15 protein-coding genes are annotated in these 25,460 nt (G+C 56.3%); 14 read left to right on the top strand and 1 reads right to left on the bottom strand.

Features of this window, described 5'->3' with window-relative positions; all coding sequences use genetic code 11:
* The 4 genes from KF784_00400 (at position 1) to KF784_00385 (ending at position 9,061) form a co-directional block, all read left to right on the top strand.
* The gene (locus KF784_00400) at positions 1-2,643 is read left to right on the top strand and encodes a baseplate J/gp47 family protein (protein ID MBX3117495.1); all 2,643 of its coding nucleotides are present in this window, start codon (positions 1-3) and stop codon (positions 2,641-2,643) included.
* The gene (locus KF784_00395) at positions 2,633-4,846 is read left to right on the top strand and encodes a hypothetical protein (GenBank protein ID MBX3117494.1); all 2,214 of its coding nucleotides are present in this window, start codon (positions 2,633-2,635) and stop codon (positions 4,844-4,846) included. Before KF784_00400 ends, KF784_00395 begins: the two co-directional genes overlap by 11 nt.
* Positions 4,843-7,884 (top strand): hypothetical protein, encoded by a 3,042-nt coding sequence (locus KF784_00390; protein MBX3117493.1) that lies wholly within the window; start codon positions 4,843-4,845, stop codon positions 7,882-7,884. The genes KF784_00395 and KF784_00390 overlap by 4 nt, the downstream gene beginning before the upstream one ends.
* A gap of 337 nt (positions 7,885-8,221) precedes the next feature.
* Positions 8,222-9,061 (top strand): hypothetical protein, encoded by an 840-nt coding sequence (locus tag KF784_00385; protein MBX3117492.1) that lies wholly within the window; start codon positions 8,222-8,224, stop codon positions 9,059-9,061.
* Between the two features lie 187 nt (positions 9,062-9,248).
* Here KF784_00385 and KF784_00380 read toward each other — a convergent pair whose 3' ends face one another.
* Positions 9,249-10,214 carry a hypothetical protein gene (locus tag KF784_00380; protein MBX3117491.1) on the bottom strand — a complete coding sequence of 322 codons (966 nt, stop codon included), beginning with the start codon at positions 10,212-10,214 and terminating at the stop codon, positions 9,249-9,251.
* 116 nt (positions 10,215-10,330) lie between these two features.
* Between KF784_00380 and KF784_00375 the strand changes: the two genes are divergently transcribed.
* From KF784_00375 to KF784_00330, 10 genes are all read left to right on the top strand, one after another.
* Positions 10,331-11,740 (top strand): hypothetical protein, encoded by a 1,410-nt coding sequence (locus tag KF784_00375; GenBank protein MBX3117490.1) that lies wholly within the window; start codon positions 10,331-10,333, stop codon positions 11,738-11,740.
* 111 nt (positions 11,741-11,851) lie between these two features.
* Positions 11,852-12,907 (top strand): methylated-DNA--[protein]-cysteine S-methyltransferase, encoded by a 1,056-nt coding sequence (locus KF784_00370; GenBank protein ID MBX3117489.1) that lies wholly within the window; start codon positions 11,852-11,854, stop codon positions 12,905-12,907.
* A 179-nt stretch (positions 12,908-13,086) separates the two neighbouring features.
* A complete protein-coding gene (locus KF784_00365; GenBank protein ID MBX3117488.1) occupies positions 13,087-13,896 on the top strand; it encodes a methyltransferase domain-containing protein in 810 nt (269 codons plus the stop codon).
* Positions 13,897-13,996: 100 nt separating this feature from the next.
* Positions 13,997-15,202, top strand: a complete 1,206-nt coding sequence (locus KF784_00360; protein MBX3117487.1) for an aminopeptidase P family protein — start codon at positions 13,997-13,999, stop codon at positions 15,200-15,202.
* A gap of 74 nt (positions 15,203-15,276) precedes the next feature.
* Positions 15,277-16,779, top strand: a complete 1,503-nt coding sequence (locus tag KF784_00355) for a DUF1800 domain-containing protein (GenBank protein MBX3117486.1) — start codon at positions 15,277-15,279, stop codon at positions 16,777-16,779.
* Positions 16,780-16,951: 172 nt separating this feature from the next.
* On the top strand, positions 16,952-17,905 hold the full coding sequence (locus tag KF784_00350; GenBank protein ID MBX3117485.1) for a hypothetical protein: 954 nt from the start codon (positions 16,952-16,954) through the stop codon (positions 17,903-17,905).
* 365 nt (positions 17,906-18,270) lie between these two features.
* Positions 18,271-18,990, top strand: coding sequence for a PEP-CTERM sorting domain-containing protein (locus KF784_00345; GenBank protein MBX3117484.1), 720 nt, complete (start codon positions 18,271-18,273; stop codon positions 18,988-18,990).
* Positions 18,991-19,577: 587 nt separating this feature from the next.
* Positions 19,578-20,774 carry a TolC family protein gene (locus KF784_00340; protein MBX3117483.1) on the top strand — a complete coding sequence of 399 codons (1,197 nt, stop codon included), beginning with the start codon at positions 19,578-19,580 and terminating at the stop codon, positions 20,772-20,774.
* Positions 20,771-22,312: an efflux RND transporter periplasmic adaptor subunit gene (locus KF784_00335; GenBank protein MBX3117482.1), complete on the top strand. Its 1,542-nt coding sequence runs from the start codon at positions 20,771-20,773 to the stop codon at positions 22,310-22,312. The genes KF784_00340 and KF784_00335 overlap by 4 nt, the downstream gene beginning before the upstream one ends.
* Positions 22,312-25,410 carry an efflux RND transporter permease subunit gene (locus KF784_00330; GenBank protein MBX3117481.1) on the top strand — a complete coding sequence of 1,033 codons (3,099 nt, stop codon included), beginning with the start codon at positions 22,312-22,314 and terminating at the stop codon, positions 25,408-25,410. The genes KF784_00335 and KF784_00330 overlap by 1 nt, the downstream gene beginning before the upstream one ends.
* Positions 25,411-25,460: the final 50 nt, after the last annotated feature.

Raw genomic sequence — 25,460 nt, 5'->3', positions numbered from 1 at the left:
ATGGATAAGAGCACTTGCGGATGCTGTGGCCATGAAAAAAGCTTAGATAGCCTAGGGAATCCTCCGGGCCGCACTTCGATCAGCTACCGGCTTGGCACGTTTGGAACGTTTAAGTCCTCCATGCTGGAGAACATCTGGCAATCACCTGGGCTCAGAGGGTTTGGGCAAAGGGAGACGTCGGATGCGACGGTGGCGTTGATCGACGCCTATGCGGTGGCTCTCGATGTCCTCAGTTTCTATCAAGAGCGATTGGTCAATGAGAGCTTTCTGGGCACTGCGCAAGAGCGAAGGTCTCTCGTTGAGTTGGCAAATCAGATCGGGTATCGGCCCATTCCTTCTACCGCTGCCGAAGCGTACGTCGCTTTTAAGGCGGATGACAGTGGCTTCGGTCCGGAAAGCGTGACGATTGCGGTAGGGAACAAGGTTCAAAGTATTCCCGGACAGAACGAACTGCCGCAGACATACGAGACGGTTGAGGAGATTGTCGCCTATCCTGAGTACAACGAGATCGCCGTTCGACGGTTTTTGCCGGAGGCGATCACCGAGGGCAGTACGAGCGCGTACTTTGAGGGTATCGACCTCGCTCTGAACATCGGGGACATCCTTCTATTCGTTACGGCGAACACGGTCTCAAACTTCGGCACGGCTAAGTTCGCACTTCGCAGGGTCACGAAGATCGAGCGGGACGATGATCGTAAGGTCACCAAAGTATCTTGGGGATCAAGCCTGACCGAAATGGCGGGTGTCGCGAGCATCGAGGCCCATGTGATGCGCAAGCGGGCGTCTCTCTTCGGATACAACGCCATCGAAAAGACGATGGTGCCGACCGTCGAGGTCACCGTCAACAACATCAAGAACAGCGTCCCCGTCATCAGCACATCCACATGGGCTGACTCGGACATCAACACAACACTGGTCGATCTGGACACGACGTACCCCGAGGTTAAAGCCGGATCGTGGGTGGTGTTGCGGGATTCTCAGGCCAAGCTGTTCTGGTGCAGCGCGGTCACCGATGTGACCCTTACTCGATTCCTCATCAGTGGCAAGGCGACACGCATGACCATCGACCGCGCGGCCTCCGTCTTCACTCCCCGAACGACCGTCGTGTTCTGCCAGAGCGAACCTCTGACTGTAGCCACAAAACCGGACACTTCGTATCTGCAGGGCAAGATCGTTCAGTTGGGCGTGACGATAGATCGTCCTGAGGTCGGCCGCAGAGTCATCGTCAAAGGCCAGGTCCCGCGAATCAAGTTTTTCTCGGATCGCTCCATCCTGAGCCCGATTGGGGAGACCATCGGCACGACCAGCGCCGATACGCCGCTCCGCCTCATGTCTGGTGAGATTGAGAACGTGCCGGGAACGAAGTCTGTGCAGGTCGAGACCGAAGACGGACAGATTGGGATTGTGCAGTTCCTCTCCACAACAGAACTCATGCTTGTCGAGCCTTATGAGGACGACCTTGAGGTTGGGGAGATGGCGATCTTGGATGAGGACCAGAGCCAACTTAGCGACGATCCCCTGGAGATTCGGGTGAGCGCGAGCTTGGAGCACCAATACTATCGCCCAACCACCCGGGTTTATGCGAACGTCGCCCTGGCGACCCACGGCGAGACGCGCGAAGAAGTTTTGGGCAGTGGCAATGGTGCGGCTTTCCAGAAGTTCGACCTCAAGAGCAAGCCGCTTACCTACCTCGCCGACGCTTCGCCGTCGGGCTATGCGACAACGTTGCAGGTGCGGGTGAACGACATCCTTTGGAAAGAGGCCGATACGCTCTTCGGCAAGAAGCCGACCGACCGTGTGTACACCACTCGCGAGAGCAACGAGGCGGTGACGACGGTCGGTTTCGGCGATGGTTATTCGGGAGTGCGCCCGCCAAACGGTTTGGAGAACATCCGAGCCAAGTATCGGGTTGGCGGTGGCGTGGGTGGTCGTGTTCGTGAAGGCCAGCTTTCGATGCTGCTCACCCGACCGCTAGGCGTCACCGAAGTCATCAACCCGTTGGCGGCGGCGGGTGGCTCCGATCCTGAGGATGAGAAGAATCTGCGCGAGAACGTGTCGGGTTCGGTTCGGACGCTTCAGCGCGTCGTCAGCGTGGAGGACTTTGCTTACCAGTCGATGCGGTTACCCGGCATTGCTAAGGCCCGTGCCTCGTGGCTGTGGAACGGGACGCGCCGGGTGGTGGTGCTGTGCGTCATGGGTGACGACGGCGCGGACGTGGACACCGCATTCGTCAAAGAGGCCCTCGACTCGGCGCGGGACACCCACATCCCGCTGACCGTGATGAACGCCGACATCCGGCCCTTCGGCGCAAAGATGGAGATACTCGTCCGCGAAGAGTACGAGACCGACAAGGTGATCGAAGAGGCCCGCGTCAAGCTCCTCGCCGACTTCGGTTTCGACAATCGGGCGTTTGGGGTTTCCGTCACCGTCGCCCATCTGGACGCTTCGCTGCACGAGGTGGAGGGCGTCGAGGCCGTCAAGATTACGGCCTTACACTTTGCCCACCAAGTGGCTGCGCTGCCCGCCGATGGCGTTCTGCGCGCCGAGATCGCTCGCATTGAGAACGGTATCGTGCATCCCGACGACCTGTTGGTTCTTTCCGACACCGCCCTGACCACAGAGGAGATGACCCGTGCGCTATGATGCCGATGCCCTGATGAAGCTGCTGCCCGAGTTCTACTCGGTGGCGGACCTGAACGACTGGCTCCTCGAACAGTCTCGAACGGCAGAGAATGCCGAACAGATCGAGCAAAATCTGCGCGGGCCGCTGTGGCATCTGCTTGAGGTTTTGGCAGGGCCCACTTCCCAAATTGACGAGCAGAACCGCCAACTCTACGACGATCAGTTCATAGAGACCTGTACGGAGTGGGTGGTTGCCTACATCGGCGATCTTGTGGGGGCCAGCGTCCTTCACCCCACGGGTGAGGATTCTTCGCTGCGGGGATGGGTAGCGAACACCCTGGCGAGCCGTCGGCGGAAGGGCACGGTCCCGGCGCTGCGTCAGGTCGCCAAGGATTCTTCGGCTTTCCCGGCAGAAGCGGTGGAGATGTTCCAGAAAGTTGGGTGGACGCAGAACCAGAACCACATTCGGCCTGGGCATCAGTGGATCGATATTCGCAATGCCAACAAATTGGACTTTCTGGGCGGGCCATTCACTCCCGGCACCCACACCGTCGATATTCGCAACATCCGCATCCCGCGTGGAAAGTACGCCGTGCCGAACATGGGCGTGTTTGTTTGGCGCTGGCGCGACTTCCCAATCCAGACCGTGACCGCCAAGGATGCGGGGATGGCGGGCGCCTACACCTTCAGCCCGCTGGGGATCGACGCGCCGATCTTTAACACACCTGAATCTGTTACGGACCGCTATTCCCCCAAGTCGATGGACGAGACCAAGCTCCCTGTTCCTATCCGGCGGCGAGCCTTGCACGACGACCTTGAGGCGATGAGACAGGCCGATGTCGTTGGAGAGGATTACACCTCCAGCTACTTCGGCGATGAGAACGTAATTGTGATTCGGGAGCGCGGGCAGGCCCCAATCCCGACCGACGAGATCTACGTCTGCAACTTGGAGGCATGGGGCGTCCCGCCGAACGCCCGCACCTACACCAAGCCCGACGGAAGCACAGAGAACCGACCGGTCCGAGTTGGCGTCGATCCGATGAATGGACGCATCCGATTTGTGCCCGGGCAGGAGCCCACCGAGGATGTGCTGGTGGACTTCAGCTATGGGTTCTGGGGGGCGATCGGGGGAGGGCCTTATGACCGGACCGACAGTCTGGATGAGATTTGGCCCGACGAGGTGGAGTGGTTCCGGCGGGTTAGGAGAGAGGGCGGTCCCGGCTTTGTCACGTCGCTTGCCCAGGCCATCACCGACTGGAATGCAGGCGGCGCGGACCTGGACGGCGTCATCACCATCGAAGATTGCGAGACGTATGACGAAGCCTTGGATGAGATTGAAGCCCACGAAGGATCGCACCTGCTGATCCTTGCTGGGAAGTGGTTGGGCACCGACCCGGTGCCTCCGTTCGCCTCTTGGACGGCATCGGCTCAAGGCCCGCGCCCCCACATCCTCGGCGACATGTCGATCAAGGGAACAGCCGCGGCGAACAGCAACCGCCCTGGATTTGTGGGCGTCTCTGGTCTCCTTATTGAGGGCGACCTGACGGTTTCGGCGGGGAACTGCGGTGGGCTCACCCTAGCTGACTGCACAATCGACCCGCGAACCCACAAGCTGGAGATTAAATCGACGAACGCGGGCGACAACCGCAACCTCCAGCTTCGCGCAAGCCGATGCATCCTCGGCAGCACGCTGATCGCCTCGGCGGCGGAGATCGCTGTCTTTGAGGATGCGATCGTCGATGGCAACATCGTCGGCCCGCGAGCCGAAGTCACGCTCAACCGCACGACGACGACAGGAAAGGTGGAGGTCGAAGTCATCGACGCCTCCGACACGCTGTTCGTGGGCGTGCTCGATCCGAAGCGGCTCCAGAAAGGCTGTGTTCGGTTCAGCTATCTCAGCGAGGGTTCGCGCGCGCCAAGGGCATACCGATGCCAGCCTGAACTCGCGATCAAAAATCGCACGACGGAGACCGAGGCGTCGATCCGCGCTCGCATGATGCCCAGCTTCGTTTCGACCGTCTATGGGCACCCCGGCTATATGCAGCCCAGCATCGCCTGCTCCCCCGAGATTCTGACCGGGGCGGAGAATGGCGACTGCATGGGCGCGACGAACATCGTTCGACACAGTTTGCGCGAGGCTAACTTGCGCTTTGCCATTGGAGAGTATTTGCGTGCAGGAATGGACGCAGGAATCTTCATCAGCGACCAAGAGAGGACACCATGAAAGGCGACTTCACCCGTATCAGCTTTGACCGCGAAAAGCAGTTTTCAAGCGTCCGCATGCAGCAAGGGCGCGTTCAGCTTGACGCGGATTGGAACGAAAGCGAAGACATTTGGCTCTATCGCACTCGGACGGAGGCCGAGGACACCCTGGGCGGAGCGGCTATGCCGATTGACGCGCCGGGCTACGGCATCACGTTTTCGGGCGGGCAGTTTCGCATCGCGGCCGGGCGTGCTTATGTGGACGGCATCCTTGTTGAGAACGACACCGAAGATTCGTACACAAACCAGCCCGATTTTCCGGGGCAGACTCTGCCTGCTGGGAACAAGCTGTTCTTCTTCTTGGATGTCTACGAGAGGCATATCACGGGAGTTGAGGATTCCGATCTTCTCGACGTCGCGCTGAACGGACTGGACACGGCGACGCGCCTGCGTGTGCTAGGGCGTGTGTGGGCTATCGCCTTGCCCAACAACGTCAACACTTGCGCCCAGGCTTTTTCGCGCGTTCCCGGTCCGACAGCCGCCCGCCTTCGTGCCCGCGCCAAGACACTTGATGTGACGGAAGCATGCACCGTGCGCCCAGGGTCGCAATATCGGCGATTGGAAAATCAGCTTTATAGGGTGGAGGTCCATACGGGTGGGACGCTCAACCAGGCAAGGTTCAAGTGGTCTCGCGACAACGGTTCCATCCTCAGCGCGGCGAACATTGTGGATGTGCGCATCGTCCAGGTGAGCCAGCCAGGACGCGATCAGATGCTTTCCTTTGCGGCGGGGCAGTGGATCGAGATCACCGACACGGCTCGCGATCTTAAGCTGGAATCGGGCGAGTTCTTCAAGATCGCTCGCGTCGAGGACGACCGATTGATCCTCGACCCCAACGCTCCCGGCGTGACCGCCGCCAACTACGGTGCGGGACTGAAGGTTCGGCGATGGGATTCGGCGGGTCCGGTGGCCTTCGGCAACCTCGACCCCGACGGGTTCATGTCGCTCGAAGACGGCGTTCAGGTGAGGATTTCTGGTGCGGACTTCCGGGTGGGCGACCACTGGCTGATCCCCGCGCGCACGGCAACGGGGGATGTGATCTGGCCCACCACGGGTGGCGTTCCCGATGACCAGGAGCCTCTTGGCATCATCCACCACTATGCGCCATTGGCGATTGCGGTGCAGAGTCCAGGGGCGAACGCCTGGCAGATCACCGACTGCCGCAGGCCGTTCATCCCTCTTACCGACGTGATCGACATGCACTTCCTCGCTGGCGACGGCCAGGAGGTCATGCCCAACCCGACAACACCCAACGCCATGCTCCAGCTGCCGCAGCTGCCGACGGTCGGCGTGACGCGAGGGCGCAGGCCCGTGCAGAACGCGCAGGTGCGGTTTACGGTGATCGCGGGCAACGGGCAGATCAACAGCGCCAACCCCGCGAGCACAAACGCCCAGGGCATCGCCACGTGCGACTGGCGTGTGGACTCGACAACGGCTGTACAGAAGCTGAAGGCAGAGCTGCTCGACGAAAACGGGGCTGTCATCCACGTTCCGGTGACGTTCACGGTGCAGCTTTCCCGCGCTGACCTGGTCTCCTACAACCCCACCTGCGACCGATTGACGGGCAAACTCACCGTTCAGGCCGCGCTGGATGAGCTTTGCAATACCCCTGTTGTGGAGGAGTGCTGTATTGTTGTCCACCCGGGCAAGCACAAGGAGAACCTTGTCGCCGTGCTGAAGCGGCTGATCGAAGACACCAAGATCGAGGCGGCTTGCCTGTGCCTCAAGCCCGGAATCCATACCTGGATCAAGGGAGTCTTGGACATCGGCGACCGCAAGCCCCGGCTCTCGCTCAAGCTTCACGGAGTACGCGGGGGAACGACGATTCAGGCCAACGGGGTGATCGACATCCGGGGATTTGGCTCGCTGGATATCCGCGACATCGCCTTCCAGGCCAACGGACAGGCCTATGCGATCAACATCGAGGACTGTGCGGAGCTGAATATGGAGGGATGCCGCATAGAAGGAACCGCCGAGGTGACCACGCGGGTGATCCCTCCGCCTTCTCCGACGGTCGGGCCGACGCAGATGGTGGTTTGCGGAACGATCTTGCGTATTGGGGCGGTGACCGATCTGACGCTGACGGACAACATCGTCCGCGGTCAGATCGTGGTGCCGCAAACTCCCGGCGATTTCCGCGACCCGATCGAGCGTGGGGATTGGCTGGTGCCAAAGCTCTGGACCGACATTGCGACCGTCGGCGAATCCGGCCCTCGTACCAAGGCTTTCCAGTCGGTGGTCAAGGAGATGAGCAAGGCCACGCCCGAAGAGCGCAAGACAATGGCAGTCGAGCTGGAGCGGTTCATCGGAAGACCGGGAATGGTGGATGCGAACACGGTGAACCTGACCAAGAACCTGATCTTGGCTTTGCGACAGGACACGGTCGAAGCGGCTGTCCTAACAAGGGCGGTCCAGGCTCTCGCTCCTCGGGTCGCAACCCTTGGCGGCACGAAAGAGGTGATGCCGCCTGTAGCCCTGCAGCTGGACGACGTGGATGGCTTCCACCGGATCGAGCGCAACGTCTTTCTTGGATGGGTGGCTCTTTACGCCGAGACGGGGGCTCAGCAGCTTTCCGGGCAGATCTGGGAACTGCTGCAGGCCCGAATGAAGCGGATTCAGGGCAACGAGCATCGGAACTGGGGGTCGGCGCGGCTGATCTTCAGCGACAACGTGCTTGGCGGGTTCCGGCTTCCGGCGATGCTGGCGAACGGGAACGACCCGGCGGTGCTGGCGTTCATTCGGCAGAACGGCCTGCCGCCTTTCCCGATCTATCAGGACGCCAACCTGCAGGGCAACGAGATGGCGTTCGGCCTGCGCGAGTTTATGGCGGTGTACACGGCGATCACGTCGAACATCTTTTCGGGGCAGGTGCAGTTTCAGGGTGTGCTCTTTGGGCGCGGCGCGACGGCGACGGGAAATATCGCGGAGCAGCCGAGCAATATCGGAGGGTTTACGCAGCTGCAGCCAGCTTCGGCGGGGAATCTTCAGGTGACGATATAGAAGCTAAATGAGTCAAGTGCCAAAGGGCAATTGAAGATCAATGTACTGTGCGTGCAGATCGGTTGCCCCTTATCATGCATAGCCCGCTCCATGCGTCCTTTGGATTCAATGCGATTACAGCTGACTAATTAGGTAAAAGTTGAAAGAAAAGTGTATGGTCGGGAAGCATTTGCTGTGCTATATTGAACTTGGTCACAGTTCCATGGAAGCAGCACCGAGCTCAGTTTCTGTTCGTTTCGATCACAGCTGTACGTGCGAGTGTGCGAACGTCAGGACAGATGCGGTGAGTTACAAGTCATGCTCCCGAAGGGCGTTTACTCTCATTGAGCTACTTGTTGTGATCGCCATCATCGCCATTATCGCCGCAATTATCTTTCCGATGATGGCCAATGCCAAAGAGACAGCAAGTAAAAGCAAAGCTACATCAACGATGAAGCAAATGGGGACAAGTTTCTATCTATACACATCTGATTACGATGGTCGCATGCCTCCTGTTGGAGGGTATTACCAGGATACTGGTTCATATTCGGATAAAGCTATTAGTCTCTCCAAAGGAAGATATTATTCGACGTGGGCGCTTCTTTTATATCCATATGTCAAAAATTACAGTGTTTATTATCTAAACTATTCTGGTGTAAAGCAAGTGGAAGAACCAAAAGACTCTATCGCAAAGGCTACTCGCTTTGGAGATATTGGCTTTGCGTATTGCCATCTCAATAGGGTAGATCCGTTGAATCGAGGTTCGATCATTGGAATTGAGGAAGGCAAAATTGCGAATCCAGCCAATACAGTTATGTTAGCCTCCAGAACACCGGCTGCATATTTAACAGACAACGCACTGCTTAAGAGTGACTATGGATTTATGACACTTATGCAAGTTGAGCCTCCTGTTAACCCAGGAGGGCATTGCGCGGCAGGGTGGGGAAGACAAAGTATCTGGCTGAATAAGGAAATGCATACTAAACTTGCTGACGAAGATTCAGGGATTGCTACAGGCTTATACTCGACGTTATTCAAACACCATGGCTTTGTGTGTAAGGTTGATACAAGTTGTCGGAGCTTGACTGCTGCACAAGCGGCTTCCGGTGCAAACTGTGGCTCTCTCTTCTCGGGTGCCAAAGGTGATCCGACATGCCGAATTGCTAACAAGGAGCTTTATCAGTGGGATATCGAATAGGCACTGTTCTCGCTATCGCAGTTGTTCTGTCGATAGGGTGTGGTTCAAGCAATCCTAACTCGACACCAGCGACTAGGCTTTCCAATTTAGTTGAACTCGTGAAGCAAGCTTTGCCATTTAAAGATAATAGCGACTCGCTAACGAAACTTGACAAAGATGAGATTGATGCGTTGAAGCGATAGATTCTTTAGTGACGATTTAGCACGTAAAATGTATTAATTTCAAGGTTGACTGCACCTGTTGAGTAGTACTTGGAGTCATTGTGCTTAGCATCAACCAGAAAATCACCTAACTGGCAATCGAATATTCCACGCTCTTGAGTTCTTTTTGCATAGATCTCTTTTTGCAGCGGGTCGTCTTTATCATATTCAAGATCGAGAGAGCAGTAGAAGGTTTCGGCATCAACCGTGCTGAACGGGGCTCTTGGATGGATAGGGACAAAGGAAGCCTGATATCGGACCTTTACGGAGCCTGATTTCACTAGAAGGGATTGTGCAGAGCCTCTGATTTGGACGCGCACTTCGACTATGGTTTGTGTAAGGCCATCGCTGCCTAGGCTGGGTTGAAGTTGGGGATCAACTGACCTCGCTTCTTTTGGGGACGTCCACAAAGTCAAAGATCCGTCACTCGCTATGAGACGCTCCAGATGTACAAGCGGGCTTTTGTTTAGGGTGTTGCTGTCACCGGTTGGCGCGAGTACGACCTCGGAAATGATGGCATTTGGCTGATAGGATACGTTCCAACCTCCATATTCAAATTGTAGTGGTTTGACGCCTGCAGCTTTAATGCGCTCTAACAGCTCTGCAGGCAGAAGTGTTGCAATGACTGCCTTGTCTGCTAAAGTGTAATCGGCGACGATATCAATCGACTTGAACGTGTAAACTGCACGAACCGCTCGTTTAAGTTCAGCAATTTTTTGTTCCTCCTTTTGCAGAGTCGCTTGTATATTGACTTGCCAGTTTAGAGCAAACAAGATAAAGGCTAGCAAGCCTGACCATACTTTGGGAGAGCCCAGTGGCGAAGGTTTTGGCTGTGTCTGTGTTGCCTCAGGTTCTGCGTGGCATTTGAATTCAGGTGGCTTTTCTCTCCAGTGAAGGATCAGGGTGACTATTGCAGATATAAGAGCCAAGAACAGGATGACGTAATCTAGCATCTGTACACTTTCTCCCCCAACAATGAGAACGCCTTCATGATACAACTTGAAGAGTTTGCCAAGAATAGCTTCGGAAGGTTTGTTTTGAATGGAATGGCTGATATTCTACAGAGGAGATGTCCACGAATCGCCCATCCCGTCGTGATCTGATTAAAGCTGGAGCTCTGGGCTATGCGGCTCTCTCGCTGCCTGCGCCACTGCTTGCCCAAGAATCTGCCAAGCCCAAGCCGAACGACGAATGGCTGACGAAAACGCGGGAGGTTCAGAAGTGGCTGCACTCGATGCGGATTGAGGGGCCTGACGGACAGATCAGCTATAAGCTTGCCGAGGGTGTTGATAAGGCGGAAACGAACCTCTACAGCGGCACGGCGGGGGTGCTGTATTTTCTGAAGGCGTTGGATGAATTTGGGCCAACGGATCAGGTGAGGTCGGATAAGGAGCGGGCGGTCAGGTATCTGGTGAAGTCGCTGGACGGATTGACGGACAAGAGCGATCTCGGACTCTACACAGGCGTTGCTGGATTAATCAACCTGCTGGTATTTGAGCCCATAGAGGGACCTTATCTGCAAGCCAAAGAGGTCTATCTTCCAACTTACCAAAGAATTCGAGACCACATTGAGAAACAATGGCGCAGCGGCCCCGAAGGTGCAAACTTTGGCCCAGAAAACGACATCATCTCCGGCCTGGCTGGAATTCTCGCGGCGTTCCCAGCGGGTCGGATTGAAGCCCTAAGCGACTCAAGTTTTCGGCGATCAACAGCGCGTCCATTAGTTCGAAATGCGGCAGAAGAACTCATCAACCGTGCCGATAAGTCCGGCAAAGGCTGGCGATGGAGCTACGCTCAAGGCGTCACCCGCAACCTGCCGAACTTCTCTCATGGCACCGCCGGGGTCGCCTACGCTTTGGCCTGCGCGCACCAGCGGTGGTATCCCAGAGAAGAATATCTCTCCGCTGCACTCAGAGGCGTTCAGTACCTGCATAGCATCGCCTACACCTCCAACGGCGGATACAAAGTCTTCTACGACAACGTCATCGACCCGCCGATCTTCTACATGGGCTATTGCCACGGTCCGATCGGCACGGCGCGGCTCTTCATCAAACTCCATCAGATTCAGCCGGAGAAGGGCTGGCTGGAGTGGGCGGAGAGGTGCGCCAACTCGGTGATGGACAGCGGCTGCGACCGAAATGAAACTCCGGGCTTCTGGAATAACCATGGCATCTGCTGCGGCAATGCTGGCGTGGCGATGTTCTTTATGGATATGTACCGGGAGACGAAGAAGCAGGCGTACCTCGACTACGCCAAGGCCCACATTGCGGTGATCGATGCAAAGGCGACGGTCGATGAAAAAGGTCGTCGGTGGAGTTGGGCAGAGAATCGGAAATCACCGAAAGAGCTCTCGACGCAGACTGGCCTTATGCAAGGTGCGGCTGGGGTTGGGTTGATGTACCTGAGCTTGCATGCTTTGGAGCAGGGGAAAGACTGGACGCACCGCCTCCCCGACGATCCTTGGCTCAGGATGAGATAGCGACGCAAAAGAGCATTCTTAACTGAGTGCAGTTAGCTGATAGCCACCCAAAAACATTGAAGTGAATTTTTCGGTAGCGCGCCCCTCCGCCAACCCAAGTACCATCAACCCATGCTCACATTGCCGAGCGACTGCGAAATGTACACCGCGATGGAGGCGAGAAACCCCGACTACGACGGGATCTTCTTCGTCGGCGTTCTCACAACCGGCATCTTCTGCCGCCCGGTCTGCCCGGCAAAGACTCCGCTACGCAAGAACGTGCAGTTCTTCGCCACCGCCCGCGACGCCCTCCACGCCGGACTTCGGCCTTGCAAGCGTTGCCGACCGATGGACATGGGCAGTAAGCCGCCGGAATGGGTGCTGGACTTGCTTTCCAAAGTAGACTCAAACCCCACGCAGCGCCTCAAAGACTGGGATTTGCGATGCCAGGGGTTTGAACCGGAGCGAGTGCGGAGATACTTCAAAACCCACTACGGAATGACCTTTCAGGGGTATCAGCGCGCAAGGCGGCTTGGGCAGGCATTCAAGGAGATTCGGCGCGGAATGAACAAGACAGAGGCAGCCATGGAGATTGGATACGATTCGGACAGCGGATTTCGCGATGCGTTCCTCAAGACCCTCGGCGCGACCCCCGGACAGGCGGAGGGTCGCAACGTCCTCACCGTTCGCTGGATCGACACCCCGCTGGGCGCCATGATCGCCGGAGCCAACGACCACGCGCTCTGCATCCTCGAATACGTCGATCGCCGGATGCTGGAGACGCAGCTCACCACCGTCCGCAAGCGATTCTCCTGCGCGCTCGTCCCCGGAGAAAGCCCAATCCTGGATCAGATCGAAGCCGAGCTCGACGCCTATTTCAAAGGCGAGCTGAAAGAGTTCAAAACACCCCTGGAATACCCCGGCACCGACTTCCAAATGCGGGTCTGGGATTATCTGCTGAAGATCCCCTACGGTGAAACGCGGTCTTATGGACAGCTTGGCAAGGCGATTGGATGCCCGGACGGACAGAGAGCGGTCGGCAAAGCCAACGGCGACAATCGGCTGGCGATCATCATCCCTTGCCACCGGGTCATCAAGTCGGACGGCACCATGTGCGGCTACGGCGGCGGACTGTGGCGCAAACAGCGATTGCTCGAGCTGGAGCAAGGCGCTGGAACGCTGTTCTAGGGCGTTACCAGGTTGCTGGCAGGTAGTCGGCAAGTGGCTGATAAGTCGCTCAGATCATTCATGGAAAGCGGATTAGTCTGACGCACAATGATCCCTTCTCACTGAGAAGCTGTCTGTCAGCCACTTGCCAACAACCTGCCGACCACCTGCCAGCACCCCCAACCAAGTATCCTATCCCCGTGATTCCCAAACGTCGATTTCTCGACCCCAGGCTATCCCGGCATGCCATCGAAAAGCCGATGAAGGATGCCGTTAGCATTCCGCTCGACGAAATCGAAAAGCGCCCGTATGAACTTCCTGACAAGAGCACACCAATATTGGTTGCCGGACCGGAGGGCTACGCGGCCGCTGCGGTGGAAATGCTGTGGTCGCTTGGGCGGGCGGCGGAAGGGGTTGATGAGAGCAATTGCAGCTATTTTGATGAGCCAACGACCGAGGCAAACGCAGGGGATGAGGACCGCCGCCCAGGTCGGTTGTGGGAGCCGAATGATTTTCTTGCCGAGCGTTTGAAGGTCCTCCAGCCGGGTCGTGCGCTTGATCTCGGCTGCGGGTCGGGCCGCGATGCACTGTATTTAGCCTCTTTAGACTGGGAAGTTACCGCTATCGACCGCTTTGCCAGCGCTCTTGAAATCGGGCGAATGCTGGGTGAGCGCTACGGCGTGAATGGCAAAATCGACTGGGTGGAGGCAGATATCCGCAACTTTCAGACTGAGAAGCAGTTCGACCTCATTACAAGCTTCTTTATCTTTGAGGCGGGGCAAATCCGCCGCACACTTTCGTGGCTTGCGCCTGGTGGATCGGTACTAATCGAGACTTTCAGCCCCGAGCACAGGCAGCGGTTCAAGAAACCGAAGGACCAAAGCAAGGTCCTTTCTGTCGAGATCGCCAAGAAGACTCTTGGAGCGATGTCGATGCCGTATGTGGATACGGGCAACTTTTTCGGCGAACGCTGGACCACGAGGGTACATGCTGTCTGGGAGTTGGAGTAGGCCGATCCGGATTGTCCGGTTGAAATGTGATACTTTTTCAAGCAAAGTTTTATGCTTGAAGGGAGCCGTTTTCGAGTCTGTGGCAGAATAGGCCAGAACCATGCCTAAATCCCTTATCCCCTCGGAGAAGCTTCGACAAGCCGCCGATCTGGTGGCGAAGTCTGATGCAGATGTTTGGCTGACCTTTGTGCGAGAGACGGCGCTGGGGGGCGACCCGGTTTTGCCCCTGATTCTTGAGGGTGGGCTAACTTGGCAAAGCGCACTCATGGTGGGCAAGAACGGCAAGAAGGTTGCGGTGGTGGGCAACTACGATGCCGACCCGCTCAAGGCTTCGGGCGACTGGGATGAAGTCGTTCCGTATGTCCAAAGCATTAAGGAGCCCCTGCTTGCAGCCTTGGAAGAGTTGGTCGCACAAGGGGGGAAGATCGCGGTTAACTACTCCATCAACGACGTGAAGGCAGATGGCCTGAGCCACGGAATGTTTTTGTTGCTTCAGGACTATTTGAAGGGGACAAGGTTTGAGCAGAGCATGGTCAGCGCCGAGCCGATCGTTATGGCGCTGCGAGGCCAGAAAACGCCTTCAGAGATCTTTCACATTGAGCAGGCGATTGCCGAGACCGACCGGATGTTTGAGGACATCGCAGGCTTTGCCCGGTTGGGGGTGACGGAATGGCAGGTTTACGACTTCGTCCATCAAAAGGCGTATGAGCGGGAGCTTGGTTTTTCGTGGGATTCGGCTGGTGATCCTATTGTTAACTCAGGGCCTGACTCGATGGTGGGGCACGGAATCCCCTCGAACACGATCACGATTGAGCGCGGACACATTTTCCATATCGATCTTGGTTTGTTGAAGTTGGGATATGCATCGGACATCCAGCGCTGCTGGTATGTGCCTTTGCGTGGGGAAGTTGATTTGCCGGCTGACGTTGCACGGGCGATGGAGGCGGTTACCGGCGCGATTCAGGCCGGATTTGCGGCGGTGAAGCCGGGAGTGCTCGGGCACGAAGTGGATGCAGCCGCGCGTGCTCACCTGGTGTCAAAGGGCTACCCCGAATACATGCATGCCTTTGGGCATCAGGTCGGGCGGGTTGCGCACGATGGCGGCGCGATCCTTGGTCCGAAGTGGCAGCGATATGGGAATACGCCGATGATTCCGCTCCAGGAGAATGAGGTTTATACGCTTGAGCTAGGCGTGGATGTGACTGGGCGTGGATATCTGGGGATTGAAGAGATGGTGGCTGTGACGGCCGACGGGGCAAGATGGCTGTCTGTTCCACAGACAACGTTGCCATTACTTGAAGAGTAATGTTCGCTCATCCTTAAATGACCTCTCCGTCTCTCCATTGAACAAATCGCCAGTTGTCCGCGTCCATTCCGCGCATGCAGACGATTTCCGAACGCGAGAGAGTAGCGCACTTGCTTCGGCGTTTTGGTTTGGGGGCTAGTGAGGCCGAACTGGGCTATTACGGCAATGGTGGCTCCAAAGCAGCGGTTGATAAGCTTCTCAACTATAAGGACAATCCTTGGCGGTGGGATGTGCCCCCTTCGGCCTTTGCCAATAACCAGGGCGTCGTCAACATTCGAGTGATGCAAGGGATGTGGTACTTGCGGGTGCTTGCCACGCAGAAGCCGCTCGAAGAGAAGATGACGATCTTTTGGCATCACCACTTCGCCGTCAGTGGCGAAAAGGTGGACAACTCTTTTGCGCTGATGAACTACGTCGAGACGCTGCGAACTCACGCGACGGGCAAGTTCAAGGACCTCTTGCGAGCGGTGAGCAAAGACCCCTCGATGATCTTTTGGTTGGATAACCAAGAGAATGTGAAAGGGAAGCCGAATGAGAATTTTGCCCGTGAAATCATGGAGCTTTTCACCATGGGAATCGGCCATTACACTGAGACCGATGTTCTTGAAGCGGCTCGTGCATTTACAGGATGGGCCTATGGCGTGCCTGTGCGCAATGGAAGGTCTCTGACCACAAACAACTCGCCACGGCGGGTTGATCGCTTTGTCTTTGTGCCTGAGCGGCATGACTATGGGGCAAAGAAGCTGCTTGGCAAATCGGGCGATCTTAACGGCGACGATGTGATTGACTTGCTATGCGGGCAGCCTGAAACCGCGCGCTTCTTGGTGAAGAAGATTTGGGAGTGGTTTGTTTACGCTGACCCGGATACAAAAGTAATTGACAAGTTTGCCAAGATCTTTCGAGATTCGGACCTGGACATTGCTGTATTGCTGCGCGCGATTATGCTCTCTGAAGAGTTCTACAGTGATAAGGCTACACGTACGCTGATCAAGAATCCGATCGATTTTTGTGTTTCGACCGCGAGGCAGCTTGGCATTGGCGAGGCCGCGATGACACGAGTTCGGAGCGCTATCGCAAATCCCCAGATTAACGAGCAGAATGGATTGAACCAAGCCTTGATTCGGGCGGCAGGACCAGCATTCCTAATCCTTCAATCGACGAAGTCGATGGGCATGGAGCTGATGTATCCACCCGATGTTTCAGGGTGGAGAACAGGTTCGTATTGGGTCACCTCGGCAACGATGGTCGAGCGGATCAAGTGGGCTGACATGCTATTTGGCACTGCTGTCGCTGGTGCACGTCCGGGCGGAAATGCTGCAGCCGCACCTTTGGCTCAAGGGGGCAACCCCGGCGGGTACATGGCGATGACTCTGTTTAGAGGCGACCCTTCCCCCAAAGGCGTGGTCGATAAGTTGACCTCAATCTTTGATGTTCAGCTCCCGGACGCGACAGTTCAAACACTTGTGGCTTCGGCTCAGGCGGAGTCTTCGGGGCGGCTAACTCTGGCGAACAGCGCGCAAACGGCGGCGGGTGTTTGCAAACTGATGTTTGGGAGTCCTGAGTTTCAGTTTGAGTAGCATAAGCAGGTCATGCAAGCTCGTCGAGAAGAAGTTTGGTCACCCATTCAGCAGTTTCAGAGTCCCGAGTTGTGAAGCCTATCCCAACAATTTTCCTTCAAATTTGTTGGATTCGTTGACCGTAACGCGTTGACTCTCTGCAGATCGATTAATTCGATCATAAGGATCAAAAATGAAAAACCCAAGACATATTAAGATCAAACCAGACGATACGATGTGGTTCCATACTGGCGACGTTGGTGATATTGCAGCAATTGTAAGTGATGCTGATCGATGGCATAAGGACAACATCGAGAAAAATGTGCCTGATTGCGCGCCTGCAATCAAACATACTTTCAAATTCAAGGCGGTCAACTCAACTCATCGTCGAGTGCTCATTTCAGGTATCTGCAATACAGGCCCAATTAGCATTCGAGGTGCACTTGGTCCAACTTTACGGGCATTAGAGGCACGCCGCGAGCTCACTCAGATACGCGAACAAGCTGACCTGCTTCGGAAACCCACTATTGCTGAGGTGGACCAGTACATGACGGCTAAGCAAGCGCTCAGCTTCCATTCCGTTGAGCTACGTAGCATCAAGCTGCCTGAAGAAGCCCTCACCGACAGCTTTTGGGAAAACCTCGACGATGAAATACTGAGAGCTGCCCCAAAGTCAGGAATCGAATTCTTCTATCTCCCCGCCGAAGGGATTGGATACATTCATTTTGAATTGGGAAATGATCCGTTGCTGATTGCTGGCTATGTGCAAGCTGTCCCAATCGATCAAGATAACTATTTGGCATGGCTCCTTGGGAAGATTAACCCGAAGATGACTAGGAAGGCCTATGTAATTGATGAAGAAGGTAATCCTACAGAAATAGATATTTCTGAGGTGAAACTTAGTATCAATAAAGGCATAGGCATTCTCACGCCGGATATTTGGAAGGAGAGAATACTATGTCCCTTAGGTTGCGATATTTTCGCCTGCAATATCGATTCTGGCACATTGGATGGTATGGAGATTGTTCTTGATGATGTTACTGTTAAGTACTATTGTCGCAGAGCAGATGGTACTACCTGTTCGCCGCTCAGTCGTGAATCGAATGCTGCACTTAGTGCAAGTACTTGCACGTGCAACTCAGGATAGAGAATCCTCCTAACCCGCACCGTTCTCGCTCTCTCTGCTCGACTCTCGGGCAGAGAGTGTGAGTCAGCCGCCACAAAGCATGGGTGTAAAGCGCTTCTCTCCCATTACTTCGCCAAATAATCCCTCAAGATAGTCGGACTTTTAAGTTCAAACAGCCGGACGGGCGACCTCTTGATCTCGTCCCCGATCACGACTATGGCCTAGGACATGGTCACGTTTATAGGGTTCTCTGCTAGGTCCTACGCACTTATTCTCGTGACATATAGGGACGAAGTGACTAATTGTTCGCGCAACTATTTCTGGCTTGTCGAAGGACTAGCCAAAATGCTGGCGTTGGCATGACTGCATGCCTTTAAAGGAAGAACATGAGAACATTCATTACACTCTCTCTGCTGTCGGTGGCAGCAGTTTCGAATGCCGTATCCGGAATGGTGCCGAGCGGCTTCAATGCAACAGAAGGAGACGCTTCATTCACTCTCTCTTCAACCGGCCTCTCTCGAACTTATCAGTTCCAGATCCACGAGAGTCAGTTGACGAGCTTTGTGAACACGAACTTGAACGGACTGCAATGGCGCTTGGATTCCACAGCGACCGGCGACTGGCCCGATGTAAGCGCAAGCTTCGGCCAGTTCGATATCTTTATCGGCGCGGGTGTTGCCCCGTCGGCTCGCTCGACGACCTTTGCGAACAACTTCCTTTCGACACCGACACAGGTGCGATCAGGGGCGTTGACGTTTACGCCGGGTAGCTTTTCGAACACTGGCTCGCCGGTGAAGCCTTGGGGCCCGACAATCAGCTTCGACAACTATCTCTACACGGGTGGGAATCTCACTATTGAGATGCGTTTTTCGGAGCAGAGCGGCTCGACGGTGGTACCAAAGCTCGATGCGATGAGCTCAGCGACTGCTGGCTACGGGACTCTGTACTCCTCGAATTGGGCGCTGGACTCGACCGCGACCTCCGCGTTCTTCTCCAATACAAACGTCCTAGCGACGCAGTTGACAGCAACGCCCGTTCCGGAGCCGGCAACGATGGCTATTCTTGGAGTGGGAGCACTTGCTCTCCTTCGACGACGAAAGAAGTAACAAGGCGTTATTAAGGCTGAAAAGTTCCCGGCATATGCCGGGGGCTTTTTCATTGGCTAGCATCGTTACTAGGGTTTTGAGCGATGCGGGCTATAATAGTAACGTTGCGCTGGACACTATCCTGGCTGATATTGGTAACGCTGATTCTTGGTACGGTTCATCCGTGTCATGCGAAGTATGTGTTGCCAGACGGGTCCACTTGTTCCAAGTGTTTGATCCTGCCTGAAGTGTGCAACGCTGATTCGGGCGACTCGGCTGCAGTCGAATTTGATGCGCAGGAGAAGCACGGAGATTGTCACGATTGCTGCAAACTGACGTCTTGCAGCGAGCGGCATACCGATAGCCAAGCGATTTCGAGTCCGTCACCGTTGTTCGTCTGTGCAGTCCTTCCCACTACGGAAACCGTCGTTATTCCTCTTTTCAATCTCGCGGTAGTGACGACGACACCGATACCCGCCGCTCCCATCCACGGCCCTCCGGGCCGAGTTGATGCTCGCGGTCCTCCTTCCACATTGGCCTAGTCAACCGTCGTCGTCAATGTGCTCTCCTGCATAAGGCGTCGGCCCTGACCCAATGCTGGAGAATCCTTGAAAACACTGTTATCCCTTTTGCTTATCCTGGGCGCACTGCTTGGGCAAGCGCAAACAAAACTTGGCATCGCCGACGCGCTTAAGACAGCGGCTGAGAACCGGTCCAGTGTCCGGGCGATGCGACTTGGGCTCGAACAAGCTCAGGCAAACGCTCGAGCTTACGGCGCATACCTGCCCACGACTCTCGGGGTGGGCGGTTCATCGCGGGGCGAAGTTGGAGCCACCGACGGCGATCTCTTTCTGAGTCAACCGATTGACCTCTTTGGACGAGCTTCTGCTGGACGCAAGGTCGGGTTGGCCCACTTGAAGCTTGCGGAAGCAACCTATAAAGGCGAACTCCTCCAACTTCAAAGCGAGGTGCTTGACGCTTATGTGAATGCGGTTGCGGCGAGTGATCTTTCCGAGTCTGCCGATCTCCTCCTGAAAGTAGCGGAAGGACTACTTTCCGCAACGCGGAGGCGATTTGAAGAAGGGAAGGTCGCCGAAGTGCAGCTTATTCGCGCGAACATCGAACTGGAACGAGCCAGGCAGGCGGCAAGTTTGCGAGCTTCGGGGAAGGCTGCGGCTCTTCGTCGGCTTGCCGGCGCGCTGGGCATTCATCAAGCGGATGTGGAGTCAGGGATCGCCGACGCATTGAGCCCGATTGCAGCGCTTGAAGTGAAAGATCGACCGGACATTCTTGCTCTAATCGCACAAGCCGACATCGCGGAAGCGGAGGCTCAACTCGTCAGCGTTGAGAGGAGGCCGGAACTGGAGTTTCAGCTTCGGCGGTCGCCTTGGAACGACTCGCGCGCCTACTACGGAGCGAGGATTCAACTGACCTGGGCGCTTTTCGATCATGGCAAATCCAAGGCTGAATCCGATGCAGCGCGGAAGAAGGCCGCCTCGGCAAAAGCGCTGATTGAAGATGCTCGGAAGCATGCGATTTCTGAACTCGCGGCAATTCAAGTTGAGATTGAGGCTGAACGTGCGCAAGTAGCCAGTTACGAGAAGATCCTGTCCTCGGCGCGTGATCTCGTCGAGAAGTCTCAGCGAGGCTATGGCGAGGGGTTTGGAACTCAGGTGGATGTCTTGGAATCGACCCGAGCTTTGCGGGAGATCGAGCAGGAGCTCGTCGAGGCACGGCAGAGATTGGCGCTCACGACGGTCCAGCAGTACCGTGCTGCTGGATTTCTGATGGAGGGTTTGCGATGAAAAGAAGTCTATGGATCGTTGTATCGTTGTTAGCTATCTTTGTCGTCGGGTGTAGCTCGCCAGAGCACGATGCCCATAGTGAACCCGCAGCGACGCCGGATGTGCATGAGGAGGGCCACGTCGAGTTATCCCCTGAAGCGATGAAGATCGCCGGGATTGAGATTGGGACGGTCGGCTATCGCATGATTCAGGACGGCATAGACGTTCCCGGGGTCGTGAACAGCACGACAAAGGGTCGCGCTGTCGTCACACCCCCTGTAGCGGGCAGGATCGTGTCGATCAGCGTATCGTTGGGTGACACCGTACGACAGGGCCAAACACTCGCTGTTATTGAGTCGCCCGAACTGGCCCAGTCTTGGTCGTCCATCGCTGATGCCCAACATGCCAGAGACGTTGCCAATGCAGACCTCAAGCAGGCTGTTGCGGAGGCCGATCTCTCGCGAGCAAAGCTGAGTGCGGCAAGGATCAGCCTCAAGCGTCAGCAGGACTTTGCCAAAGCAGGGGCTTTCAATCAGGCCCCGGTCCAGCAAGCGCAGAGTGAACTGAACGACGCCCAGAGTGAGCTACTCAGTATTCAAAAGGAGCAGGCTTCTCACGCGGAGCAATTCCGCCGGATAGAGAACCTGTTCAAAGATGGAATTGTGTCGAAATCGGAGCTTGAAGCTGCGCGTCTGGAGCTTCAGCAAGACGAGATACGGCTCAATCGGGTGCAGGCCAGGGTCGACATGGCCAAGCGCACTTATGAGCGGGAAAAGAGTATCGCCGATAAGGGCTTGCTGAATGCCAAAGAGCTACAAACTGCCGAAGCAGAAGTCCGGTCAGCCGAACTTGAAAGGGAGAAGTCGGAAATTCGGATTCGGTCTGCGAAGGCCGCTCTCGCCAACGCAAACAGGGCGGTCGCCAATGCTCAGGCGGTGTACCGCTCGAACAGCGGGTCGGTCGGCGCATCGGTTGGGCGTGTGTCTTTGACGGCTCCAATCGCGGGCGTCGTCACCCATCTGGACATCACGCAAGGGCAGGCTGTGGATCGAACGCAAACGATCCTTGAAGTAGAGAATTTGGATGCGGTTTGGGTAACGGCGAATGTGCCCGAGCAAGACTCGGCGATCATCGCCAAAGGCGCGACGGTTTCCGTGGCGGTAGCCTCGATGCCGGGCAAAACATTTGAGGGAGTCGTACAGTCCGTCGGCAGCAGGATCGACCCAAAGACGCGCTCCATGCCAGTACAGTGCCTCATCGCCAATGCCGGTGGCGCACTAAAGCCGGACATGTTCGCCAAAGTACGAGTGGGAACGGGAGCCTCAACGAAGCACCTTGCCGTACCACAGACATCGATCTTGACGGAGGACCGCGATAGTTTTGTCTTCGTCAAAGAGGGCGGCGCTTTCGAGAAACGCAAAGTGGAGCTGGGGTCGCAGGATGGAAACTTCGTCGCCATCGTTTCCGGCCTGAAGGAGGGCGAGGAGATCGCGACGACCGGGGTGTTTATCCTCTCCAGCGAACTCAAGAAGGCCGAACTCAAGGGGCATGATCACTAATGCTCGAACGCGTCCTGCACTTCAGCCTCACTCAGAGGTTTCTCGTCATTTTGGCGACCTTGCTTGTGGTCGGCTATGGGGTCTACTCTTGGCGGAATCTCACCCTTGATGCCGTGCCCGATATCACCACCAACCAGGTTGTTGTCAACACCGAAACCGGGGGGATGAGCCCGGAAGAGGTCGAGAAGTTGGTCACCTTCCCGGTCGAAACTGCGATGGGTGGTCTGCCGGGCGTCGAAGAGGTGCGCAGCCTCAGCCAGTACGGGCTCTCCCAGGTCATTGTCACGTTCCAAGACAGCGTCGATACTTACTTCGCACGGAACTTGGTGAACGAGCGGCTGGCCAGTGTTAAAGAGTCTCTGCCGCCCGGGATTGAAGCCCCGCATATGGGGCCGGTTTCCACGGGATTGGGCGACATTTACATGTACACACTTGAGAGTGAAAACCGCAGTCCAATGGAGCTGCGCACTCTGCAAGATTGGTTCGTTTCACCCCAATTGCGGACGGTGCCAGGGGTTGCCGAAGTCAACGCTGCCGATGGCAGCGTGAAGCAATATCAAGTCATCGTCGAACCGCGACTCCTCCAAGCCAGGGGAATCGGCGTCGATGAAGTGGTCGAAGCGCTTCAGAAGAACAACCGAAACGCGGGCGGCGGAGTGCTTGAGCGCAACGGCGAGCGGGTCCTGATCCGAAGCGTTGGAGCAGCGACTTCCAAGGCGGACATTGAAAGGGTCGTCGTCAAATCGGAAGAGAGCATTCCTGTCCTTATCCGTGACATTGGCAAGGTTGAGTTGGGCATTCCCGTTCTGACTGGTATCAGCACCAAGGACGGCAAAGAGACGATGCTCGGCATCGTGATGATGCTCAAGGGCGCGAATGGCCAAAAGGTTGCCAATGCTGTCGATGCGAAGATTCAGGAGATTCGTGGGCAGCTTCCCGAAGACGTCAAGCTTGTCACAACCTACAACCGTTCCGAACTTGTCGGTGAGACGCTCAAGACCGTGCAAAAGAGCTTGCTTGAAGGCGGCTTACTGGTCATCCTCATTCTGTTGCTCCTGTTGGGAAACCTTCGTGGGGCGATGATCGTCGCCGTTGCGATTCCACTTTCCATGCTCATCGCGATCATTGGGATGAACCGCTTCGGCATCTCCGGAAACTTGATGAGTTTGGGGGCGATCGACTTCGGCCTCATCGTCGATGGCGCAGTCGTCATCATTGAGAACGCCGTGCGCCGCGTCGCCGAAGCGCGGGAGCATAAAGGCTCCACACTGAACCGGCAAGAGGTTCGGCATACGGTGTGGGAATCGGCCCGTGAAGTGGCGAAGCCAACGGCCTTTGCCGTGACGATCATCACCGTGGTCTATCTCCCGATCCTGGCCCTTGAAGGCACGGAAGGGAAGATGTTTAAGCCGATGGCGTTTACGGTCGTGTTCGCGCTGTTGGGGGCATTGATTCTTACCCTAACCCTGATCCCCGCCCTCGCCAGCCTGATTCTCTCCGGCGACACTCGGGAAGGGCGCAACCCACTGATGGGCTTTTTCACCCGAATCTATCGGCCCACATTGGACTTCGCGTTGAAGAGCAAGGCCGTGGTTCTTGGAATCGGAGTGGCATTGCTGGGTCTAGCTGGGTTTTTGTTCACGGGGCTCGGGTCGGAGTTCATTCCTCAGTTGGATGAGGGTTCCCTCGTCATCCAGCCTGTGCGCGTGAGAACGGTAGACGCGGAGCAGACCGTGAAGTTGGTAACCGCCTTCGAAAAGAAGGTGCTGGAGATTCCCGAAGTCACCACCGTCTTCTCTCGAAGCGGCACTCCTGAAGTCGCGACCGACCCCATGCCCCTCAGCCTCACCGACTCCTTTATCATGCTCAAGCCCCGCCATCAATGGCGAAAGGGTATGACCAAGGAGAAGCTGATTGAGGAGCTGACCGAGAAGATATCGGAGGTCCCTGGACAGGGCTACAGCTTTTCCCAACCGATCCAAATGCGCTTCGCCGAGTTGGTGTCCGGTGTGAAGGCAGACATCGGCATCAAGGTCTTTGGCGAGGACTTGAAGGTGCTGAGGGAAAAGGCAGATGAGATCGCCGATGCAGTGCGCGGAATCCCCGGCGCGAAGGATGTGGAGGTCGAGCAGGTGGAAGAGGTTCCCATGCTTCAGATCGACATCGACCGTGAGGCGATTTCGCGCCTTGGTGTGAACGTGGATGACATCCAGAAGGTGATCCAGATCGCCCTTGGTGGTGAACCGGTCGGGCAGATTTTGGAGGGCGACCGCCGGTTTGCGCTGACCGTTCGCTTCCCAGAATCGGTCAGGAACGACGTGGAGCAACTGCGGTCGCTGCCCATCGAAACGCACAACGGCGGAAGTGTGCCGCTGTCGTCCCTGGCCCACATCGATAACGTTCCCGCCCCTGCCCAAATCAGCCGGGAAATGGGGAAGCGGCGGGTTGTTGTCCAGCTGAACGTCAGGGGTCGAGATTTGGGCACGTTTGTGGAGGAGGCCCAGGCGGCGATCAACGCCAAAGTGAAGCTGCCAGAAGGCTCCTATATCAGTTGGGGTGGTCAGTTTGAGAACCTTCAGCAAGCCTCCTCGCGGCTGATGATCGTGGTGCCGCTGGCCCTCACGCTCATCTTTCTGCTGCTTTTTTCAACCTTCGGTTCTTTGCGGCAAGCTTTGCTGATCTTTACTGGAGTTCCTCTGGCGATGACGGGCGGAGTGATCGCACTCTTTGCGCGGGGATTGCCGTTTAGCATCTCGGCAGGCGTGGGCTTCATCGCCCTCTCTGGAGTTGCCGTTCTCAACGGCGTCGTGATGGTCTCGGCCATCAATCGACTCCGTCAAGAGGGCGGCATGAAGTCGCTTGATGCGGTGCGAGAAGGGGCGTTACAGAGGCTTCGTCCGGTGTTGATGACGGCCCTTGTCGCCGCGCTCGGGTTCATCCCGATGGCGCTGAACACGGGCATCGGCGCGGAAGTGCAGCGACCGCTGGCAACGGTCGTGATCGGAGGGATCGTATCGTCAACGCTCCTGACGTTGGTGCTTCTGCCTGTGCTCTATGCACTGTGGCATAAAGACGCGAAGAAGAAGGTCATACCTTAGGGATGTAAAGGAAGTAAGAACTTCAGTTGTAGAACCAGTAAACTTAATCA

This window comes from Fimbriimonadaceae bacterium, assembly GCA_019638775.1.
In the GTDB taxonomy this organism is placed as follows: Bacteria; Armatimonadota; Fimbriimonadia; order Fimbriimonadales; family Fimbriimonadaceae; genus JAHBTD01.
Note: the sequence above shows the minus strand (reverse complement) of the source record. Positions and strands in the feature narration are given on the sequence as shown.